This window comes from Amycolatopsis mediterranei, assembly GCF_026017845.1.
Lineage (GTDB): Bacteria > Actinomycetota > Actinomycetes > Mycobacteriales > Pseudonocardiaceae > Amycolatopsis > Amycolatopsis mediterranei.
This window is the reverse complement of record NZ_CP100416.1, coordinates 7,594,946-7,610,369: the sequence shown is the minus strand read 5'-3', so window position 1 is coordinate 7,610,369 and position 15,424 is coordinate 7,594,946. Positions and strand designations below refer to the sequence as shown.

General features: G+C 71.4%; 17 protein-coding genes. 9 read left to right on the top strand and 8 right to left on the bottom strand.

Annotated features, from left to right (window positions below):
- Window positions 1-135: 135 nt before the first annotated feature.
- Window positions 136-1,641 (top strand): DUF4153 domain-containing protein, encoded by a 1,506-nt coding sequence (locus ISP_RS34065; protein WP_013228415.1) that lies wholly within the window; start codon window positions 136-138, stop codon window positions 1,639-1,641.
- A gap of 31 nt (window positions 1,642-1,672) precedes the next feature.
- Here the strand turns inward: ISP_RS34065 and ISP_RS34060 are convergent, their stop codons facing one another.
- From ISP_RS34060 to ISP_RS34045, 4 genes are all read right to left on the bottom strand, one after another.
- Entirely contained in the window at window positions 1,673-1,888 is a 216-nt protein-coding gene (locus tag ISP_RS34060; protein WP_013228414.1) for a DUF397 domain-containing protein, read from the bottom strand.
- A 1-nt stretch (window position 1,889) separates the two neighbouring features.
- The gene (locus ISP_RS34055; protein WP_230468489.1) at window positions 1,890-2,726 is read right to left on the bottom strand and encodes a helix-turn-helix domain-containing protein; all 837 of its coding nucleotides are present in this window, start codon (window positions 2,724-2,726) and stop codon (window positions 1,890-1,892) included.
- Between the two features lie 68 nt (window positions 2,727-2,794).
- A complete protein-coding gene (locus ISP_RS34050) occupies window positions 2,795-3,157 on the bottom strand; it encodes an SSI family serine proteinase inhibitor (protein ID WP_034285768.1) in 363 nt (120 codons plus the stop codon).
- Between the two features lie 28 nt (window positions 3,158-3,185).
- A complete protein-coding gene (locus ISP_RS34045; RefSeq protein ID WP_013228411.1) occupies window positions 3,186-4,823 on the bottom strand; it encodes a PucR family transcriptional regulator in 1,638 nt (545 codons plus the stop codon).
- A gap of 134 nt (window positions 4,824-4,957) precedes the next feature.
- Here ISP_RS34045 and ISP_RS34040 point away from each other — a divergent pair, with 134 nt between their 5' ends.
- Window positions 4,958-6,448, top strand: coding sequence for a CoA-acylating methylmalonate-semialdehyde dehydrogenase (locus ISP_RS34040; protein WP_014467505.1), 1,491 nt, complete (start codon window positions 4,958-4,960; stop codon window positions 6,446-6,448).
- Between the two features lie 75 nt (window positions 6,449-6,523).
- Complete coding sequence (locus ISP_RS34035; protein ID WP_013228409.1) at window positions 6,524-7,375, top strand: aldo/keto reductase; 852 nt, start codon at window positions 6,524-6,526, stop codon at window positions 7,373-7,375.
- Here the strand turns inward: ISP_RS34035 and ISP_RS34030 are convergent.
- From ISP_RS34030 to ISP_RS34015, 4 genes are read right to left on the bottom strand one after another with little or no spacing between them, the layout of a single operon-like run.
- Entirely contained in the window at window positions 7,372-7,866 is a 495-nt protein-coding gene (locus ISP_RS34030; RefSeq protein ID WP_013228408.1) for a hypothetical protein, read from the bottom strand. The genes ISP_RS34035 and ISP_RS34030 overlap by 4 nt on opposite strands.
- A complete protein-coding gene (locus ISP_RS34025; RefSeq protein WP_013228407.1) occupies window positions 7,863-9,044 on the bottom strand; it encodes a PPE domain-containing protein in 1,182 nt (393 codons plus the stop codon). Before ISP_RS34025 ends, ISP_RS34030 begins: the two co-directional genes overlap by 4 nt.
- Entirely contained in the window at window positions 9,041-9,358 is a 318-nt protein-coding gene (locus ISP_RS34020; protein ID WP_013228406.1) for a type VII secretion target, read from the bottom strand. The genes ISP_RS34025 and ISP_RS34020 overlap by 4 nt, the downstream gene beginning before the upstream one ends.
- Window positions 9,358-9,777: a YbaB/EbfC family nucleoid-associated protein gene (locus ISP_RS34015; protein WP_013228405.1), complete on the bottom strand. Its 420-nt coding sequence runs from the start codon at window positions 9,775-9,777 to the stop codon at window positions 9,358-9,360. Before ISP_RS34015 ends, ISP_RS34020 begins: the two co-directional genes overlap by 1 nt.
- Before the next feature lie 210 nt (window positions 9,778-9,987).
- Between ISP_RS34015 and hrcA the strand changes: the two genes are divergently transcribed.
- From hrcA to ybeY, 6 genes are all read left to right on the top strand, one after another.
- Window positions 9,988-11,013 (top strand): heat-inducible transcriptional repressor HrcA, encoded by a 1,026-nt coding sequence (gene hrcA / locus ISP_RS34010; protein ID WP_013228404.1) that lies wholly within the window; start codon window positions 9,988-9,990, stop codon window positions 11,011-11,013.
- A 31-nt stretch (window positions 11,014-11,044) separates the two neighbouring features.
- On the top strand, window positions 11,045-12,214 hold the full coding sequence (dnaJ, locus tag ISP_RS34005) for a molecular chaperone DnaJ (RefSeq protein WP_013228403.1): 1,170 nt from the start codon (window positions 11,045-11,047) through the stop codon (window positions 12,212-12,214).
- Between the two features lie 3 nt (window positions 12,215-12,217).
- Window positions 12,218-12,970: a 16S rRNA (uracil(1498)-N(3))-methyltransferase gene (locus ISP_RS34000; RefSeq protein ID WP_013228402.1), complete on the top strand. Its 753-nt coding sequence runs from the start codon at window positions 12,218-12,220 to the stop codon at window positions 12,968-12,970.
- A 356-nt stretch (window positions 12,971-13,326) separates the two neighbouring features.
- Window positions 13,327-13,695 carry a histidine triad nucleotide-binding protein gene (locus tag ISP_RS33995; RefSeq protein ID WP_013228401.1) on the top strand — a complete coding sequence of 123 codons (369 nt, stop codon included), beginning with the start codon at window positions 13,327-13,329 and terminating at the stop codon, window positions 13,693-13,695.
- 87 nt (window positions 13,696-13,782) lie between these two features.
- Window positions 13,783-14,850, top strand: coding sequence for a PhoH family protein (locus tag ISP_RS33990; protein ID WP_013228400.1), 1,068 nt, complete (start codon window positions 13,783-13,785; stop codon window positions 14,848-14,850).
- Window positions 14,847-15,419, top strand: a complete 573-nt coding sequence (ybeY, locus tag ISP_RS33985; protein WP_013228399.1) for an rRNA maturation RNase YbeY — start codon at window positions 14,847-14,849, stop codon at window positions 15,417-15,419. The genes ISP_RS33990 and ybeY overlap by 4 nt, the downstream gene beginning before the upstream one ends.
- The last annotated feature ends 5 nt before the right edge of the window (window positions 15,420-15,424 follow it).

Here is a 15,424-nt window from a genome sequence, read left to right as displayed (position 1 = left end):
CCGGTATTCGCAAAAGTGAACGTGGGATCTCGAGGAAGAGGCGAAATGCCCAAGACTCATGTCGGTGGTTCCGGGGTGCCCCGGGGCAAGCGATCGGCGGCCACGCGGGAGACCGGCGAGGCCCGTGGTCCGGAAATGGCGGTCGGGTCGCCCGCTGCCATCGGTGGCGGGGTCGCCGTGGCCGCTACGCCCGTGTTCATGCGGCCGATCCCGCCGCCGAAGTCCGCTGTCGTTCCGCTGCCGCCCGCCGTTCTTCCCGCCGCGGGGCTGGCCGGGGTGGCCGGGGCCCTGCTGCTGCCCGTCGACCGGCCCGGGGTGGGGTGGCTGCTCTCCGGGCTGGCTGTGACCGCCGCCGTCGTCGTGGCCGACCGGCGTTCGCGGGACGGGGCGGAAAGCGCCTTCACCTGGCGTGGCGCCGGGTGGGCCGCCCTCACGCTCGGGCTGCTCGCCGTGGGGGCCGTGCGGGCTTCCGGGTGGCTGTTCGCCCTCTGCGTCATCGCCGCCGTCGTGACCGGGTCGCTGGCCGTGGTCGGGGAGCGGACCGTGCACTCCGTTCTCTACGACATGCTCGCCGTCCCGATCGAAGCCTTCCGGGCCATTCCGTGGGTCGGGCGCGGGGCCCGCCGCTTCACCGCCCGCCGTGACGGGGTCGCCCGGCGGATCGCGCTCGCCGTGCTGGCCGCCGCCGGTCTCGTCGGGGTCTTCGTGCCGCTGCTGGCCAGTGCCGATGCCGCCTTCGCCGCCGTCGTCAACGCCGTGATCCCCGATCTCAGCGTCGCGACGCTCGTGCGGTGGTGCTCGGTGTTCGCCGTCGTCGCGCTGGTCGTCGCCGGAGCTTGTTACTTCCTCGCCGCGCCGCCGGGCCGCGTCTCGGGTGTCCGTCCACACCGGAGCGGATACGGTCTGGAGTGGACGGTCCCGCTGGTCGTGCTCGCCCTGGTGTTCAGCGTTTTCGTCGGGGTTCGGCTGGTCGTGCTCTTCGGCGGCACCGAGTACGTCCTGCGCACGAGCAACCTGACGTCGGCGGAGTACGCCCGCGGCGGCTTCTGGCAGCTGTGCGCCGTCACCGTGCTGACGCTGGCCATCGTCGCCGCGGCGCTGCGGTGGGCGCCGGACTCGACGAAAGCCGAGCGGCTCCGGCAGCGCGTCCTGCTCGGCACGCTCAGCGCGCTCACCCTGGTGCTCGTCGGTTCGGCGTTGAGTCGCATGTGGACCTACCAGCAGGCGTACGGCTTCACCGTGCTGCGGCTGCTGGTCGAGCTCTGCGAACTCTGGTTCGGCGCGGTGTTCGTGCTGGTACTGGCGGCGCTGGTCCGGCTGCGCCCGGCGTGGCTGCCGCGCGCGGCGATCGGCACGGCCGCGGCGGCGCTGCTCGGCCTCGCGATCCTCGACCCGGAACGCCTCATCGCCGACGCCAACCTCGACCGCGCCGCCGCCGGCAAGATCCTTGACGACGGCTACCTGGCCCGCTTCTCGGCCGACGTGGTCCCGGTCGTCTCGGACCGCCTGCACGAGCCACTGCGCACGTGCGTGCTGCGCCAGGTCCTGCGCGACGACACCCCGGACGGCTGGCCGGAGTGGAACTTCAGCCGTTCGGCGGCTCGCGATGTGACGTTCGGCCCGGCCACCGCCTGCGGCTGAACCGGACCGGCGGGTAGCGCGTGGTTAGGAGTTACGCGGAAGCCACCGGGTCGTCGTGGGGGCGGCCCGGCGGCTTCCGCGCGCTCAAAGAGGCCACCAGGGCTTCCCACGATCGGGTGGTGACGGAGAGTGTGCCGCCCGCGCGGTCTTTCGTGTCGCGGATCTGCGACAGCCCGGCGAGCCGCACTTCGACACAGTTGGTCTCTTCGCCGCTGTGAGACGACTTCCGCCAGGTGGCATCTGACATTTTAGGCCTCCAGTTCCGCGAGCACCCCCTGGATGAGCTGGAGCGATTCGGGTTCGCCGAGCGCCAGGGCGGACAAGTCCTGCATGGCCGCGCGGTAATCGGCCAGGTGGTTCTGATCGTAGACATAGCCGCTGCCGCGATAGTGCTCGAGATGCACGATCGGCGGCAGGTCGTGGAAGTCGAAGATGACGAAAGGCCCGTAGAGGCCGGGGTGGTAGCCGAGGCCGCCCGGAACGATGCGCACCGAAACATTGCGGGCGCGGGCGACGGTGAGCAGGTGGCGGAGCTGTTCGGCCATCACCTCCGCGCCGCCGATGTTCTGGTGCAGCACAGATTCGCTGAGCAGGGCGCGGTATTCCAACGGCGGGTAGCCGGTCAGTACTTCGCGGCGGGTGATCCTGATCATCAGCCGGGTTTCGATCTCCCGCGGGGGCAGCGCTGTGGAGGTGAAGAGCGCCTTGATGTAACCGGGAGTCTGCAGCAGTCCGGGCATCAGCCCGGTCGCCCATTCCGCCATCGCCGCGGCGGTCTGCTCGTACTCGACGAAGGTCGCCAGCTTCGGCGGCGCGTGCTGTTCGAGCCAGTTCGGCTCGTTGGCGTTGCGGGCCAGCTCGAGGAGCCGGGCGCGTTCGCCCGAATCCACCCGCAGTGCGGCGAGGATCGTGGCGACCTCTTCGATCTTCGGGATGCGTTTGCCGCTCTCCCAGCTGGAAATGTTCTGGGGCAGCACGTCGATCAACCGGCCCAGCTCCCGGACCTTCAGATTCCGCGCCTGCCTGGCTCTCTTCATCCCGAAACCCAGGGCGCGCGCCCGGGGCGTGGCGATCGGTGGTGGCATGGGCACAGCCTGCCCGGGAGCAGGCCGTGCCCGGTCGGGTGATGCCGTTCCGCTGTCGCAGAGCTGCGTCAGAAAGCGAAGACTCCGTCCGAATCCCGGTCGGCCTCGCAGCGGTTCGCGTACGTCGTGTCGAACGACACCGGCTTTCCGCGCCAGGTACCGATCGCCGCGACGTCCACCGGGGCGTAGATCAGCGTGCACGCCTGGTGCCGCGCGGTGATCCGCGAGAAGTCACCGCCGGCATCCGACAGCACCGCGCACGCCTTGTCGCGCTTGGGGTGCGTGCCACCCACCGGCTCGCACGTCAGCACCACCGAGCCGATCCGGCCGGCGGTGTCGTGGGTGGTCAGCTGCAGGGTCGAGGCCGGGGGCTGCGCCGGTGCCAGGCAGCCGAGACTCAGCACGCAGGCTGCGAAGGGGATTAGGGCCATATCGGTGTCATCGGCCGTCCGGCACCGATCACTGTGCTGCACGTCCGGGTGAGTCTTCTTCGCTCGGCCGGGTGAGGTCCGCCGCCAGTAGGGCCACATACAGCGACAACATCGACTCGGGGTCCTCCAGCCGCACCCCCAAGACCTGCTCGATCCGGGCGAGCTGCTGGTAGTAGGCCGTCCGGGAGGTGTGGGCCGCCGCGGCCGCCGCCGATTTGTTGCCGCCCTGCTCGCAGTAGTGGCGCAACGCCTGCACCAGCCGGCTGCCGGTCGCGGCGTCGCGCTGGAGCAACGGCCCGAGCTCGCGCGCCGCGAAGGCCGTCACGCGGTCGTCGCCGGAAAGCAGGTGCAGCAGGCCGCGCAGGCGGACGTCCGACAACCGGTGCACCACCCGGTCCGCGCCCGTGCCCAGCGCCGCCGCCGCGACCTGGCCCGCCTCCAGCAACGTCCGGCGGGCTTCGGCGGGCGATGACACCGTCGTGCCGACCGCGAGCACCCCCGGCGCGCTGCCGCGGGCCTCGTGGACGTCGGTGGCGAGCCGGTGCAGCACGGCGTCGGCGTTCGCCTCCGGGGACAGCGCGATCAGGGCCCGCACGCCGAGGTCGTCCGTCGCCACCAGCGCCGAGACCTTCGCGCGGCGCGCCGCCAGCACCGTCGCCTCGGCCAGCTCGCGCAGCACCGGCGGGGTGGACAGCGCCGGCCGCGCAACCCCGGTCAGCCGCGGCCGGACGGCCAGCCCGACCAGCTGCCGTCCGGGCAGCGGCACGCCCAGTGCCGAAGCCCGGGCCAGCAGCTCCGCCGTCGGGGCGGGCGAAGCGAGCAGCTCGGCGAGCACCGCGCGGTGGGCCTGGCGTTCGAGACCGTCGGACTCCTTGGCGACCAGGCGGTGCACGGCGAGCGCGGACGCGGCCCGCTCGGCGACCACCCGGTGGCGGTGCGGCGGCTGGTCGGCGCAGACCAGGATCAGTCGTCCCCAGTCGTGCCCGCGCGCGCCGACCACGGTCACCAGCCAGCCCGAACCGGGGTGGTAGCCGGTGCGCTCGCCGACCTGGACCACCCGCGACCGGGCCGGCCAGCCGGTGAGCAGCTCGGCCGGGTCGGTGCCGGCCGCGTCGTAGGCGAGGACCTCGTGGGAGAGCGTTTCCAGCACGACCGGCTGTTCGGTGAGCCGGGCGACCTCGCCCAGGACGACACCGGGTTCGGCGCCCGCGACCGTCAGCGCGGTGAACGTCTCGTGCACGCGCTCGGCCGCGCGCAGCTCGGCGACCTGGGCGTCGACGATCTGGCCGTTCACCGCCTCGGTGACGCTCACGAACCGCGTCTCCCGCGAGAGCGTGACCAGCGGCAGGCCGTGCTCCTCGGCCGCGCCGACCAGCGCGGCGGGCAGCTTGTCGCTCCAGTGCCGGACCAGCTCGACCACGACGCCGGCGGCGCCGACCCCGGCCAGGTCGGCGACGTACCGGGCGAGTGCCGGGCCGTCGTCGGGCAGCGCGACGCCGGTGGTCAGCACCAGCTCGCCGCCGCGCAGCAGGTGCGCGATGTCGGCGACCTCGGCGACGTGCGCCCAGCGCACCGGCGCGTCCAGCCCGGCGGCGCCGGCGACGACGTGCGGACGGCCCTGGCGCAGCACCGGCAGCGCGAGGACCTCGGCGACGGTCGGGTACATGGCTCCTCGGCGTGGGAATGGGCAGGGACAGACTGTACGGCCGGAAGCCGACTGGCGTACACGTTGCTGATGGCCTGGCGTGGCGCGCGCCCGGAGACTCGGAGGGACGTTGCCGGAGTGAAGGAGTGCCCGCCGTGACCGACCGCATCAGCCACTGGATCGACGGCAAGCCGTTCAGCGGGACCACCGCGCGCTCCGGCGAGGTCTTCGACCCGGCCACCGGGGAGGTCCGGGCGCACGTCGACTTCGCCGGCGAGGCCGAGGTCGAAGCCGCCGTCGCCGCGGCCAAGGCGGCGCTGCCGGGCTGGCGGGGGACGTCGCTGGCCGGCCGGACGCGGGTGCTGTTCGCCTTCCGCGAGCTGCTGTCCGCGCGCAAGCACGAGCTGGCGAAGATCATCACGAGCGAGCACGGCAAGGTCGAGTCCGACGCGGCCGGGGAGATCGCCCGCGCGATCGAGAACGTCGAGTTCGCCTGCGGTGCCGCCCAGCTGCTCAAGGGCGGGTTCAGCGAGAACGCCTCCACCGGTGTCGACGTCTACTCGATCGCCCAGCCCCTCGGCGTGGTCGGTGTGATCTCGCCGTTCAACTTCCCGGCCATGGTGCCGCTGTGGTTCGTCCCGAACGCGCTGGCCTGCGGGAACACCGTGGTGCTCAAGCCGAGCGAGAAGGACCCGTCGGCCGCGGTGTTCATCGCGGAGCTGTTCGCCGAGGCCGGGCTGCCCGCGGGCGCGCTCAACGTGCTGCACGGCGACAAGGTCGCGGTCGACGGGCTGCTGACGCACGCCGACGTCAAGGCGATCTCGTTCGTCGGGTCGACGCCGATCGCGCGCTACGTCTACGAAACCGGCACCCGGCACGGCAAGCGCGTGCAGGCCCTCGGCGGGGCGAAGAACCACATGGTGGTGCTGCCGGACGCCGACCTCGACCTGGCCGCGGACGCCGCGGTGTCGGCCGGCTTCGGCTCGGCGGGGGAGCGGTGCATGGCGGTGTCGGTGGTCGTGGCCGTCGACCCGGTCGGCGACGCGCTCGTGGAGAAGATCGCCGAACGGATGTCCCGGCTGCGCGTCGGTGACGGCCGCGACCCGGAGTCGGAGATGGGCCCGCTGGTCACCGCGGCCCACCACGCCCGCGTCGAGTCCTATGTGGACGCCGGGGTGTCCGCCGGTGCGTCTCTGGTGGTGGATGGCCGGGGCATCGAGGTCTCCGAGGGCGGCTTCTGGCTCGGTCCGACGCTGTTCGACCACGTCCGCCCGGAGATGTCGATCTACACCGACGAGATCTTCGGCCCGGTGCTTTCGGTGGCGCGCACGGCCTCCTACGACGACGCGCTGGCGCTGATCAACGCCAACCCGTACGGCAACGGCACGGCCGTCTTCACCGGCGACGGTGCGGCCGCGCGCCGGTTCCAGAACGAGGTCGAGGTGGGCATGGTCGGCGTCAACGTGCCGATCCCGGTGCCGGTGGGCTACTACTCGTTCGGCGGCTGGAAGGACTCGCTGTTCGGCGACAGCCACGCGTACGGGCCGGAAGGGTTCCACTTCTTCACCCGGACGAAGGTCGTCACGTCGCGGTGGCCGGACCGCTCGCACGCCGGGGTCAACCTGGGCTTCCCGCGCAACTCCTGAGCGTTTCCGGGAATCGTCCGGGGTATCCGGGGGGTTCACCCCTCCGAACACCCCGGACGAAGATTGGGACGAAACATGAGCGCGAAGAACTCCGGCACCTTCACCATCGGCGGCGACCTCCCGGTCACCCGCCTCGGCTACGGCGCCATGCAGCTCACCGGACCGGGCGTGTGGGGCGACCCGAAGGACCCCTACGAGGCCGTCCGCGTGCTGCGGCGCGCCGTCGAGCTCGGCGTGAACCTGATCGACACGGCCGACGCCTACGGCCCGTTCGTCGCCGACCTGCTGATCAAGAAGGCGCTGCACCCGTACGCCGACGACCTGGTCATCGCGACCAAGGCCGGCTTCACCCGCCAGGGCCCGGGCGAGTGGATCCCGGTCGGCCGGCCCGAGTACCTGCGGCAGCAGGTCGAACTGAGCCTGCGCCACCTCGGCGTCGACCGGATCGACCTGCTGCAGCTGCACCGGATCGACCCGAAGGTGCCGGTCGCCGAGCAGGTCGGGGAGCTGAAGAAGCTGCAGGACGAGGGCAAGATCCGGCACATCGGCCTGTCCGAGGTCACGGTCGGCGAGCTGCACGAAGCGCAGAAGACGGCGGAGATCGTCTCGGTGCAGAACCTGTTCAACCTGGCCAACCGCGACGCCGAGCCGCTGCTGGAGCACGCCACCGAGCACGGCATCGCGTTCATCCCGTGGTTCCCGCTGGCGACCGGTGCCCTCGCGGGACCGGACAGTCCGCTGACCGCGCTCGCGAAGGAGCACGACGCCTCGCCGTCGCAGCTCGCGCTCGCGTGGCTGCTCAAGCGGTCGCCGGTCGTGCTGCCGATCCCGGGGACGTCGTCGGTCGCGCACCTCGAGGACAACGTCGCCGCCGCGGACATCGAACTCTCCGCCGCCGAGTTCGACGCCCTCGGCGAGGCCGTCTAAGCCGGGAGGACGTTGATCAGCACCTTGGACCGCGGGGCGATCAGGACGGTGTTGTTCCGGCCAGGCTGGATGCGCTCGCGCAGCTTGCGTTCCAGCGGGTAGGTCCGGCCGCCGGCGCGGAGGCTGAACGACTCGAGGCTCTTGAACCCCTCCGGGCTGCGGTGCAGGCCGATCGGGTACTCGTCGGTGAGGCGCGCGGTGTCGAAGTCGTGCGTCCAGCCGGTGACCGCGGTCAGCCGGCCGCCGAACGCGTCGGCGAGGCGGCGCCAGCAGACGAACGCGAACCAGCCGGTGATCGCCAGGAGCGGGACCACGGTGCCCAGGACTGCGCCCGCGGTCTCCGCCACGGCGGCGAGGCTCACCGTCACGACCAGACCGGCGATGACGAGAGCCGCCGCCACCCAGAAGTTCAGGTCGAGCAGCGCACTGCGCTGTGCGGGGTGGAGCCGGCCGTTGCGGTTGGCCGGCTCCACCCCGGGCCGGTCGTTCACTCGGGGTGCTCCTTCTCGTAGGCCTCCTGGGCCTCGTGGTAGCGGTCGTCCTGTTCGTTCTCCTGGCGGCGGCCTTCGGTCGCCACGCCGATGGTGTCCGCGGTGTTCCAGTGCACCTTTTCGTTCGGGTCGAGGACCTTGTGCTGGCTCAGCACGCTGCGGCCCTCTTCGGAGTACTTGCCCGGGCCTTCGAGCTTCTCGCGGCCCGGGACGTGCTCCTTGGCGGCGTCGCTCCAGCCCTTCGCCGTCTCTTCGGCGGACTTCGCCTCCCGGCCCGCCTGCTTGAGCTCGCCGGCCTTCCGCTCGATGTTCGCCGCCGTCTCGACGCTGCGGTCCACGATCCGGTCGGCCGCCTTCCCCGCCTTCTTCAGCGCGTTCGCCGCGCCTTCGAGCGCCGCCTTCGACTTGCCCGCGCCCTTCGCCAGGCTTTCCAGCTTCTCGACGATCTTCGCGATGCGCGTGCTGATCCTCTCCGCGAGCACCCCGCCCTCGATCACCGTGTCCGCGATGAACGCCGCGATCGTGCCGCCGAAGGTGCACCACGACGCCGCCAGCGCGGCCAGCGCCTTGACGATCAGCTCGCCCACGAACGACGAGATCATGTCGCGGATCAGCCCGCGCTCGGTACCGACCAGCGCCGCGCCCACGTTCATCGCCGTCGACGCGCCTTCGGCGTGGGACGCGGCGCCGCGCAGGACGCCGACGTAGCTTTCGGCCGTCCGCTGGTACGCCTCCGCGGACCCGCAGTCGCTGAACGACTGCTGGACCTCCTTCGCCTTCCGCTCGTAGCTTTCGGCCGTCTCGGTGAGCTGCTTCGCGATGTTCGTCCAGGTCACGGCCTTGGCCGTGATCGCTTCCGGCTTGCCGGCGAGCTTGTCGAGGCCGTCCTTGAGGAAGCTGATGTGCTCGATCAGCCAGCCGACCCCGGCGCTCGCCAGGGTGCCGAGCGGGTCCATCGCCGCGCCGAGCAGGTCGAGGGCGTCGGTGCCGACGTCCATCGCGAGGTTGCCCCAGTCGCCGCCCGTGGCGTCGGTGAGCGTCGACGCGGCGTCGCTGAAGATGCCCGCGCCGCCGGTCTGGGCGTTGACGTTGTCCAGCTCGCCCTTCGAGCCGTCACCCATGCCGCTCCAGAAGCCGCCCGCCGGCTCGGCCGTCGCGACCAGCGAGTTCTCTGTCATGCCGGCAGCTCCTTGCCGATGCCTTCGATCAGGCACTTCGTCTTCTGCTCGTGCTCGCGGAACGCCGTGTGCGCGGTCTTCACCCGGTCCGCGACTTCGTGGCCGGCTTCGACCGCCGCGGTGAGGAAGCCGTCGGCGGTGGTCAGCCACGCCTGGATGGGGAGCGCGAAGACCTGGCCGACCAGACCGAACGCGTCGAAGTCGAGGGCCTGCGCGGTGCCGGCGGCGTCGAGCGCCTGCTGGACCTTGGCGGCGATCTCGCGGACGTCGTCCTCGTGCCCGCCGAGGACGTCGAAGTCGACCCGCATCGCCATCAGAGCCCCCGGCGCAGGATCGGGTTGCCGAAGTCGTCGTCGGACGGCGGTTTCCGGCGCGGTTCTCCGGTGCGTTCTTCGGGAACTTCGGGCGCCGGAATCTGTTCCTTGAGGAATTCCATCGCCTCGCTGCGCTCGCCGATCACCGGCGCCATGATGCCGGTCAGCTGCTGCGCCGCGTCGAGCTGGGCCCGGCGCGCCGCGGCCAGGACCGCCTGGGCCAGCCGGGTCCGCGGCAGCTCGTCCGCCCGCGGGCCGAAGCTGAGTTCCTGCAGCGCACCGGCGGTGTTGACGGTGACCGTGACGGCCCCGTCGGCGCTCGTGGCGGTCGCCGAGACACGCTGCAGCCGGGCCTTCGCTTCGGCGGCGCGCCGGGCGATTTCGGGCATTCCGGCCGAAGCCGGGTCAAAATTGTTCACGGCGACCTCGTCAGTCGGGGAAGGATGCGTGGCTCAGAGGGAGCAAACCGGTTTTCGGTTCCCCCTTCAAGCGGAAAACCCATTTCCAGAACAATGCATGGGCGCCGGTTTGCGTGCTCTTTACCCGGTGGGAGCGGGCCGCGTTGAGCGCGACCGGCTCAGGCTTCCGTAAACTCGGATCGAGCAGCGAGCGAGGTAGGTGAGGAACCGGTGGCCAACGCGGATGAGCGCCGCTTCGACGTGCTGCGCGCGATCGTGGCCGACTACGTGTCCAACCAGGAACCGGTCGGGTCCAAGGCGATCGTCGAGCGGCACAACCTGGGTGTGTCGAGCGCCACCGTGCGCAACGACATGGCGACGCTCGAAGAAGAGGGCTACATCACCCAGCCGCACACCAGCGCCGGCCGCGTCCCGACCGACAAGGGCTACCGCCTCTTCGTCGACCGGCTCTCGGAGATCAAGCCGCTGAGCGCGGCCGAGCGCCGCGCCATCACCACGTTCCTCGACAGCGGCACCGACCTCGACGACGTCCTCAAGCGCTCGGTCCGGCTGCTCGCGCAGCTGACCAGGCAGGTTGCGGTCGTCCAGTACCCGATGCTGACCAACGCCAAGGTGCGCCACCTCGAAGTGGTGCCGCTCACACCGGCGCGGCTGATGCTGGTGCTGATCACCGACAACGGGCGCGTCGACCAGCGTACGGTCGACCTCGGCGACGTCATCACCGAAGAAGACGTCGCCCGGCTCCGCACCGTGCTCAACGCGGCCATGTCCGGGCGCCGGCTCAACGACGCCGCGGCGCGGGTCGCCGAACTGCCCGACAAGTCGCCCGGCGAGCTGCGGGACGCGCTCATCCGCGTCACCACGGTGCTGGTCGAGTCACTGGCCGAACACCCCGAAGAACGCCTGGTGCTCGGCGGCACCGCGAACCTCACCCGCAACGTCGCCGACTTCCCGGGTTCGCTGCGCCAGGTCCTCGAGGCGCTCGAGGAACAGGTCGTCGTGCTCAAGCTGCTGGCCGCCGCGCGCAACCCCGGTGCGATCACGGTGCGCATCGGTGAGGAAAATGAAGACGAGCAGATGCGCAGCACCTCGGTCGTCTCGATCGGCTACGGCCGCGACGACGTGGTGCTCGGCGGCATGGGGGTGGTCGGCCCGACCCGGATGGACTACCCCGGCACGATCGCCGCGGTGCGGGCGGTCGCCAACTACGTGGGGCAGATCCTGGCCGGCCGCTGAGCCGGGCAGAGCAGAAGGAGAAGCAGAGACGGTGGCGAGGGACTACTACGGCATCCTCGGGGTGGCCAAGAACGCGAGCGATCAGGACATCAAGCGCGCGTACCGGAAGCTGGCCCGGGAGCTGCACCCCGACGTCAACCCGTCGGAAGACGCGCAGCACAAGTTCGGCGAGGTCACGACGGCCTACGAGGTGCTGTCCGACCCGCAGAAGCGCAAGATCGTCGACCTCGGCGGCGACCCGATGGACGGCGGCGCGCGCGGCGGCGGTGGCGGCGGCGACCCGTTCGCCGGCTTCGGCGGCCTGGGCGACATCATGGACGCCTTCTTCGGCGCGGCCGGCGGGGGTGGTGGCCGCGGGCGCGGCCCGCGCAGCCGCGTCCAGCCCGGCTCCGACGCGCTGATCCGGCTCGGCCTGTCCCTCGAGGAGTGCGCCACCGGGGTCGACAAGGAGATCGCCGTCGACACGGCGATCGTCTGCGACCTCTGCCGCGGTGCGGGCACCAGCGAGGGCACCTCGGTCAAGACGTGCGACACCTGCGGCGGCGCCGGCGAGGTCCAGTCCGTCCAGCGGTCGTTCCTCGGCCAGGTCGTCACCGCCCGCCCCTGCCCGGTCTGCCGCGGCTTCGGCGAGGTCATCCCCGACCCCTGCCGCCAGTGCGGCGGCGACGGCCGCATCCGGGCCCGCCGCAACGTCACCGCCAAGATCCCGCCGGGCGTCGGCGACGGCATGCGCATCCGGCTGTCCGGCCAGGGCGAGGTCGGCCCCGGCGGCGGCCCGGCCGGTGACCTGTACGTCGAGATCGACGAGACCCCGCACGAGGTCTTCGTCCGGCAGGGCCACGACCTGCACTGCAACTTCCGCATCCCGATGACCACGGCCGCGCTCGGCGCCACGGTGCCGATCTCGACCCTCGTCGACGGCGACTACGAACTCGACATCGAGCCGGGCACCCAGCCCAACGCCGAGCTCGTGCTGACCGGCAAGGGCATGCCGCGGCTGCGGTCCTCCGGCCGCGTCGACGGCCGCGGCGACCTGCACGTCCACATCGACGTCGTGGTCCCGACCAAGCTCGACGAAGCCCAGCGCGAACTCCTCGTCGAGCTGGCCCAGCAGCGCGGCGAAGAGGTCCCGACACTGGCGTCCAACGGCACCAAACACGGCGGGCTGTTCTCCAAGCTCCGCGCCAAGAACCACCGCTGACCCGTGCCCGACACCACCCTGCCGGTCTTCCTCGCCGCGTCGGTGCCGGCCTCGGGCCGCGCGATCCTCGACGGCGAGGAAGCCCGGCACGCGGCCACCGTCCGCCGCCTGCGGGCGGGGGAGCGGCTGGTCCTCTCCGACGGCGCCGGGGCGATGGCCCGGTGCGTCGTCGAAGGCGTCCAGGCCGGGCGGGAGCCGCTGCTGACCCTGGCGGTCGAGGAGCACTGGACCGAGGAGCCGCCCGGCCTGCGCGTGCTGGTCGCGCAGGCGCTGGCCAAAGGCGACCGCGGCGAGCTCGCCGTCGAACTCGCCACCGAGGCCGGAGCCGACGCGATCGTCCCGTGGCGAGCGGCCCGGAGCGTCGCGAAGTGGGAAGACGGCGGGCGCGGGGAGAAGGCGCTCGCGCGGTGGCGGGCCACTGCTCGTGCGGCCGCGAAGCAGGCCCGGCGGGCGCACGTGCCGGAGGTCGCCGAACCGGTGACCACGGGCGAGCTGGCCGGGCTCGTGGCGACGATGTCCCTGGCCATCGTGCTGGAATCCGACGTCCCCGAGCGGCTCACCGACCTGCCGCTACCCGACGCCGGGGACGTGCTGCTCGTCGTGGGGCCGGAGGGCGGGATCACCGACGAGGAACTTCGCCTGCTTCGGGACGCGGGAGCGCGGGCCGTTCGCCTCGGGACCACGGTCCTGCGGACCTCCACCGCCGCCGCCGTGGCCCTCGGCGCCCTCGGCGCACTCACCACCCGTTGGCAGTAGTTCACGGCGAAAAGGGCATATTTTTGCGCCCAGTTATGGCGCGATCACGCTCCGACCCGTTACTCTCGTCTATTAACGCGCCACCCAAAGTTCAGGTGCGCCACTGGGAAGACACAGACTCCGCCGGGCACCTCCCCCCTCGGTCCGGCGGCCGCCGCGGTCGCGGTGAGGCGACCCCCAGGCTTCACCGCCACCGCGGCATCTCTCTGCTCGCTTCGCTCGCTGTCGAGCCGCGGTTTGGTTTCGTTGTGTTTTCTGGGGGTCAAACCCCCAGACCCCCAGCCGGGGCAAGCCCCGGACCCCGCGAGTTTCGTTGGGGGCCGGTGGGTGAAGGCGGCTCTCGGTAGGGTGCTCGCATGAGCGGTAATGATGCTGAGACTCTCTTCGAACGGATCGTTGGTGGGGAGATCCCTGCTGATGTCGTGTATCAGGATGAGACCACCTTTGCGTTTCGGGATGTTCGGCCGCAGGCTCGGGTTCACGTGCTCGTTGTGCCCCGGAAGCGGTACCGGAATGTTGCGGAGCTTGCCGCCGCGGATCCGCAGCTGCTGAGTGATGTCGTTGCGGCCGCTCGTCAGGTTGCCGAACTCGAGGGGATCGTCGAGAGCGGGTATCGGGTCGTCTTCAACACCGATGGGGATGCCGGGCAGACCGTCTTCCACGTCCATGCCCACGTCCTGGGCGGGGAGCCGCTGGGGTTGTTCGGGGCTCCCGAGCAGGACTAGGCGAAACCCGTCTGCGTTCTGTCGGTGGGTGCCAGTAGCATCGGTGGGGTCCGTAGTCCCTCACCGAGAAAGCAGGCCTGAGGCCACGTGGCCGGAACCGTACCGGGTGGAGCCGCCCGACCCGACGTCCCGGGGGACGTCGCCAAGACCGAGGATGCGGCCGTCCAGGCGGCTCAGTCCCGGTTCCCCATCCCTGACGCTGCCGCTCTCAGCCTGCTCGGCTCCCGCGACGAGAACCTGCGCGTCGCCGAGGAGCTCCTTGCCGCTGACGTGCACGTACGCGGCAACGAAGTCACCCTGACCGGCACCCCCGCCGACGTCGCGTTCGCCGAACGCGTCTTCGCCGAGCTCGTGCAGCTCGCCACCGGCGGCCAGCAGGTCGGGCCCGACACCGTCCGGCGCACCATCGGCATGCTCTCCACCGGAGACGCCTCGCCGGCCGAGGTCCTCAGCCTCAACATCGTCTCCCGCCGCGGCAAGACCATCCGGCCCAAGACGCTCAACCAGAAGCGGTACGTCGACGCCATCGACAAGCACACCGTCGTCTTCGGCATCGGCCCCGCCGGCACCGGCAAGACCTACCTCGCCATGGCGAAGGCCGTCCAGGCCCTCCAGGCCAAGCAGGTCACCCGCATCGTGCTGACCCGCCCGGCCGTCGAAGCCGGCGAGCGCCTCGGCTACCTGCCCGGCACCCTGAACGAGAAGATCGACCCGTACCTGCGGCCCCTCTACGACGCGCTGCACGACATGGTCGAGCCGGAGTCCATCCCGCGGCTGATGCAGGCCGGCACCATCGAGATCGCGCCGCTCGCCTACATGCGCGGCCGGACGCTGAACGACGCCTTCATCATCCTCGACGAGGCCCAGAACACCACGCCCGAGCAGATGAAGATGTTCCTCACCCGGCTCGGCTTCGGGTCCAAGATCGTCGTCACCGGCGACATCACCCAGGTCGACCTGCCCAGCGGGCAGCGCAGCGGCCTGCGCGTCGTGCGCGACATCCTCACCGGCGTCGAGGACCTCCACTTCGCCGAACTCACCAGCCAGGACGTCGTCCGGCACCGGCTCGTCGCCAGCATCGTCGACGCCTACGAGAAGTGGCAGGCCGTGCAGGACGCGCAGCAGAACGACGGCTGGAAGGGCAACCGGCGGTGAGCATCGAGATCGCCAACGAGTCCGGCGTCGACGTCGACGAGACGTCCATCGTCTCCGCCGCCCGCTACGCCCTCGACAAGATGGAGGTCAGCCCGCTCGCCGAGCTGTCCATCCTCCTCGTCACCCTCGAAGTCATGGAAGACCTGCACGAACGCTGGATGGACCTCCCGGGCCCCACCGACGTCATGGCCTTCCCGATGGACGAGCTCGACTCCTCCCGCCGCCCCGACGCGCCCGACGCGTCGCCGGCACTGCTCGGGGACATCGTGCTCTGCCCGGCGTTCGCCAAGGACCAGGCCAAGACCGCGGGCCACGCCCTGATCGACGAGCTGCACCTGCTCACCGTGCACGGCGTGCTCCACCTCCTCGGCTACGACCACGCCGAACCCGCCGAGGAACGCGAGATGTTCGCCCTCCAGAAGCGCATCCTCGGCGAGTACCAGGATGCCGTCGCCGCGCTCGAAAAGCGGGACGCCCAGCGCAACACCGACGACCGTGTCCTCGGCATCGCCGGCCTCGACGCCCCCGCGCCGGCCGCCGCCGAACCACCCGCCGGGGAAACGCCCTAGGCACC

Bases quoted from the DNA above. Each gene is read 5' to 3' on its own strand.
- ISP_RS34065 (WP_013228415.1), top strand. From the start codon at position 136: ATGGCGGTCGGGTCGCCCGCTGCCATCGGTGGCGGGGTCGCCGTGGCC.
- ISP_RS34060 (WP_013228414.1), bottom strand. From the start codon at position 1,888: ATGTCAGATGCCACCTGGCGGAAGTCGTCTCACAGCGGCGAAGAGACC.
- ISP_RS34055 (WP_230468489.1), bottom strand. From the start codon at position 2,726: ATGCCACCACCGATCGCCACGCCCCGGGCGCGCGCCCTGGGTTTCGGG.
- ISP_RS34050 (WP_034285768.1), bottom strand. From the start codon at position 3,157: ATGGCCCTAATCCCCTTCGCAGCCTGCGTGCTGAGTCTCGGCTGCCTG.
- ISP_RS34045 (WP_013228411.1), bottom strand. From the start codon at position 4,823: ATGTACCCGACCGTCGCCGAGGTCCTCGCGCTGCCGGTGCTGCGCCAG.
- ISP_RS34035 (WP_013228409.1), top strand. From the start codon at position 6,524: ATGAGCGCGAAGAACTCCGGCACCTTCACCATCGGCGGCGACCTCCCG.
- ISP_RS34025 (WP_013228407.1), bottom strand. From the start codon at position 9,044: ATGACAGAGAACTCGCTGGTCGCGACGGCCGAGCCGGCGGGCGGCTTC.
- ISP_RS34020 (WP_013228406.1), bottom strand. From the start codon at position 9,358: ATGGCGATGCGGGTCGACTTCGACGTCCTCGGCGGGCACGAGGACGAC.
- ISP_RS33995 (WP_013228401.1), top strand. From the start codon at position 13,327: ATGAGCGGTAATGATGCTGAGACTCTCTTCGAACGGATCGTTGGTGGG.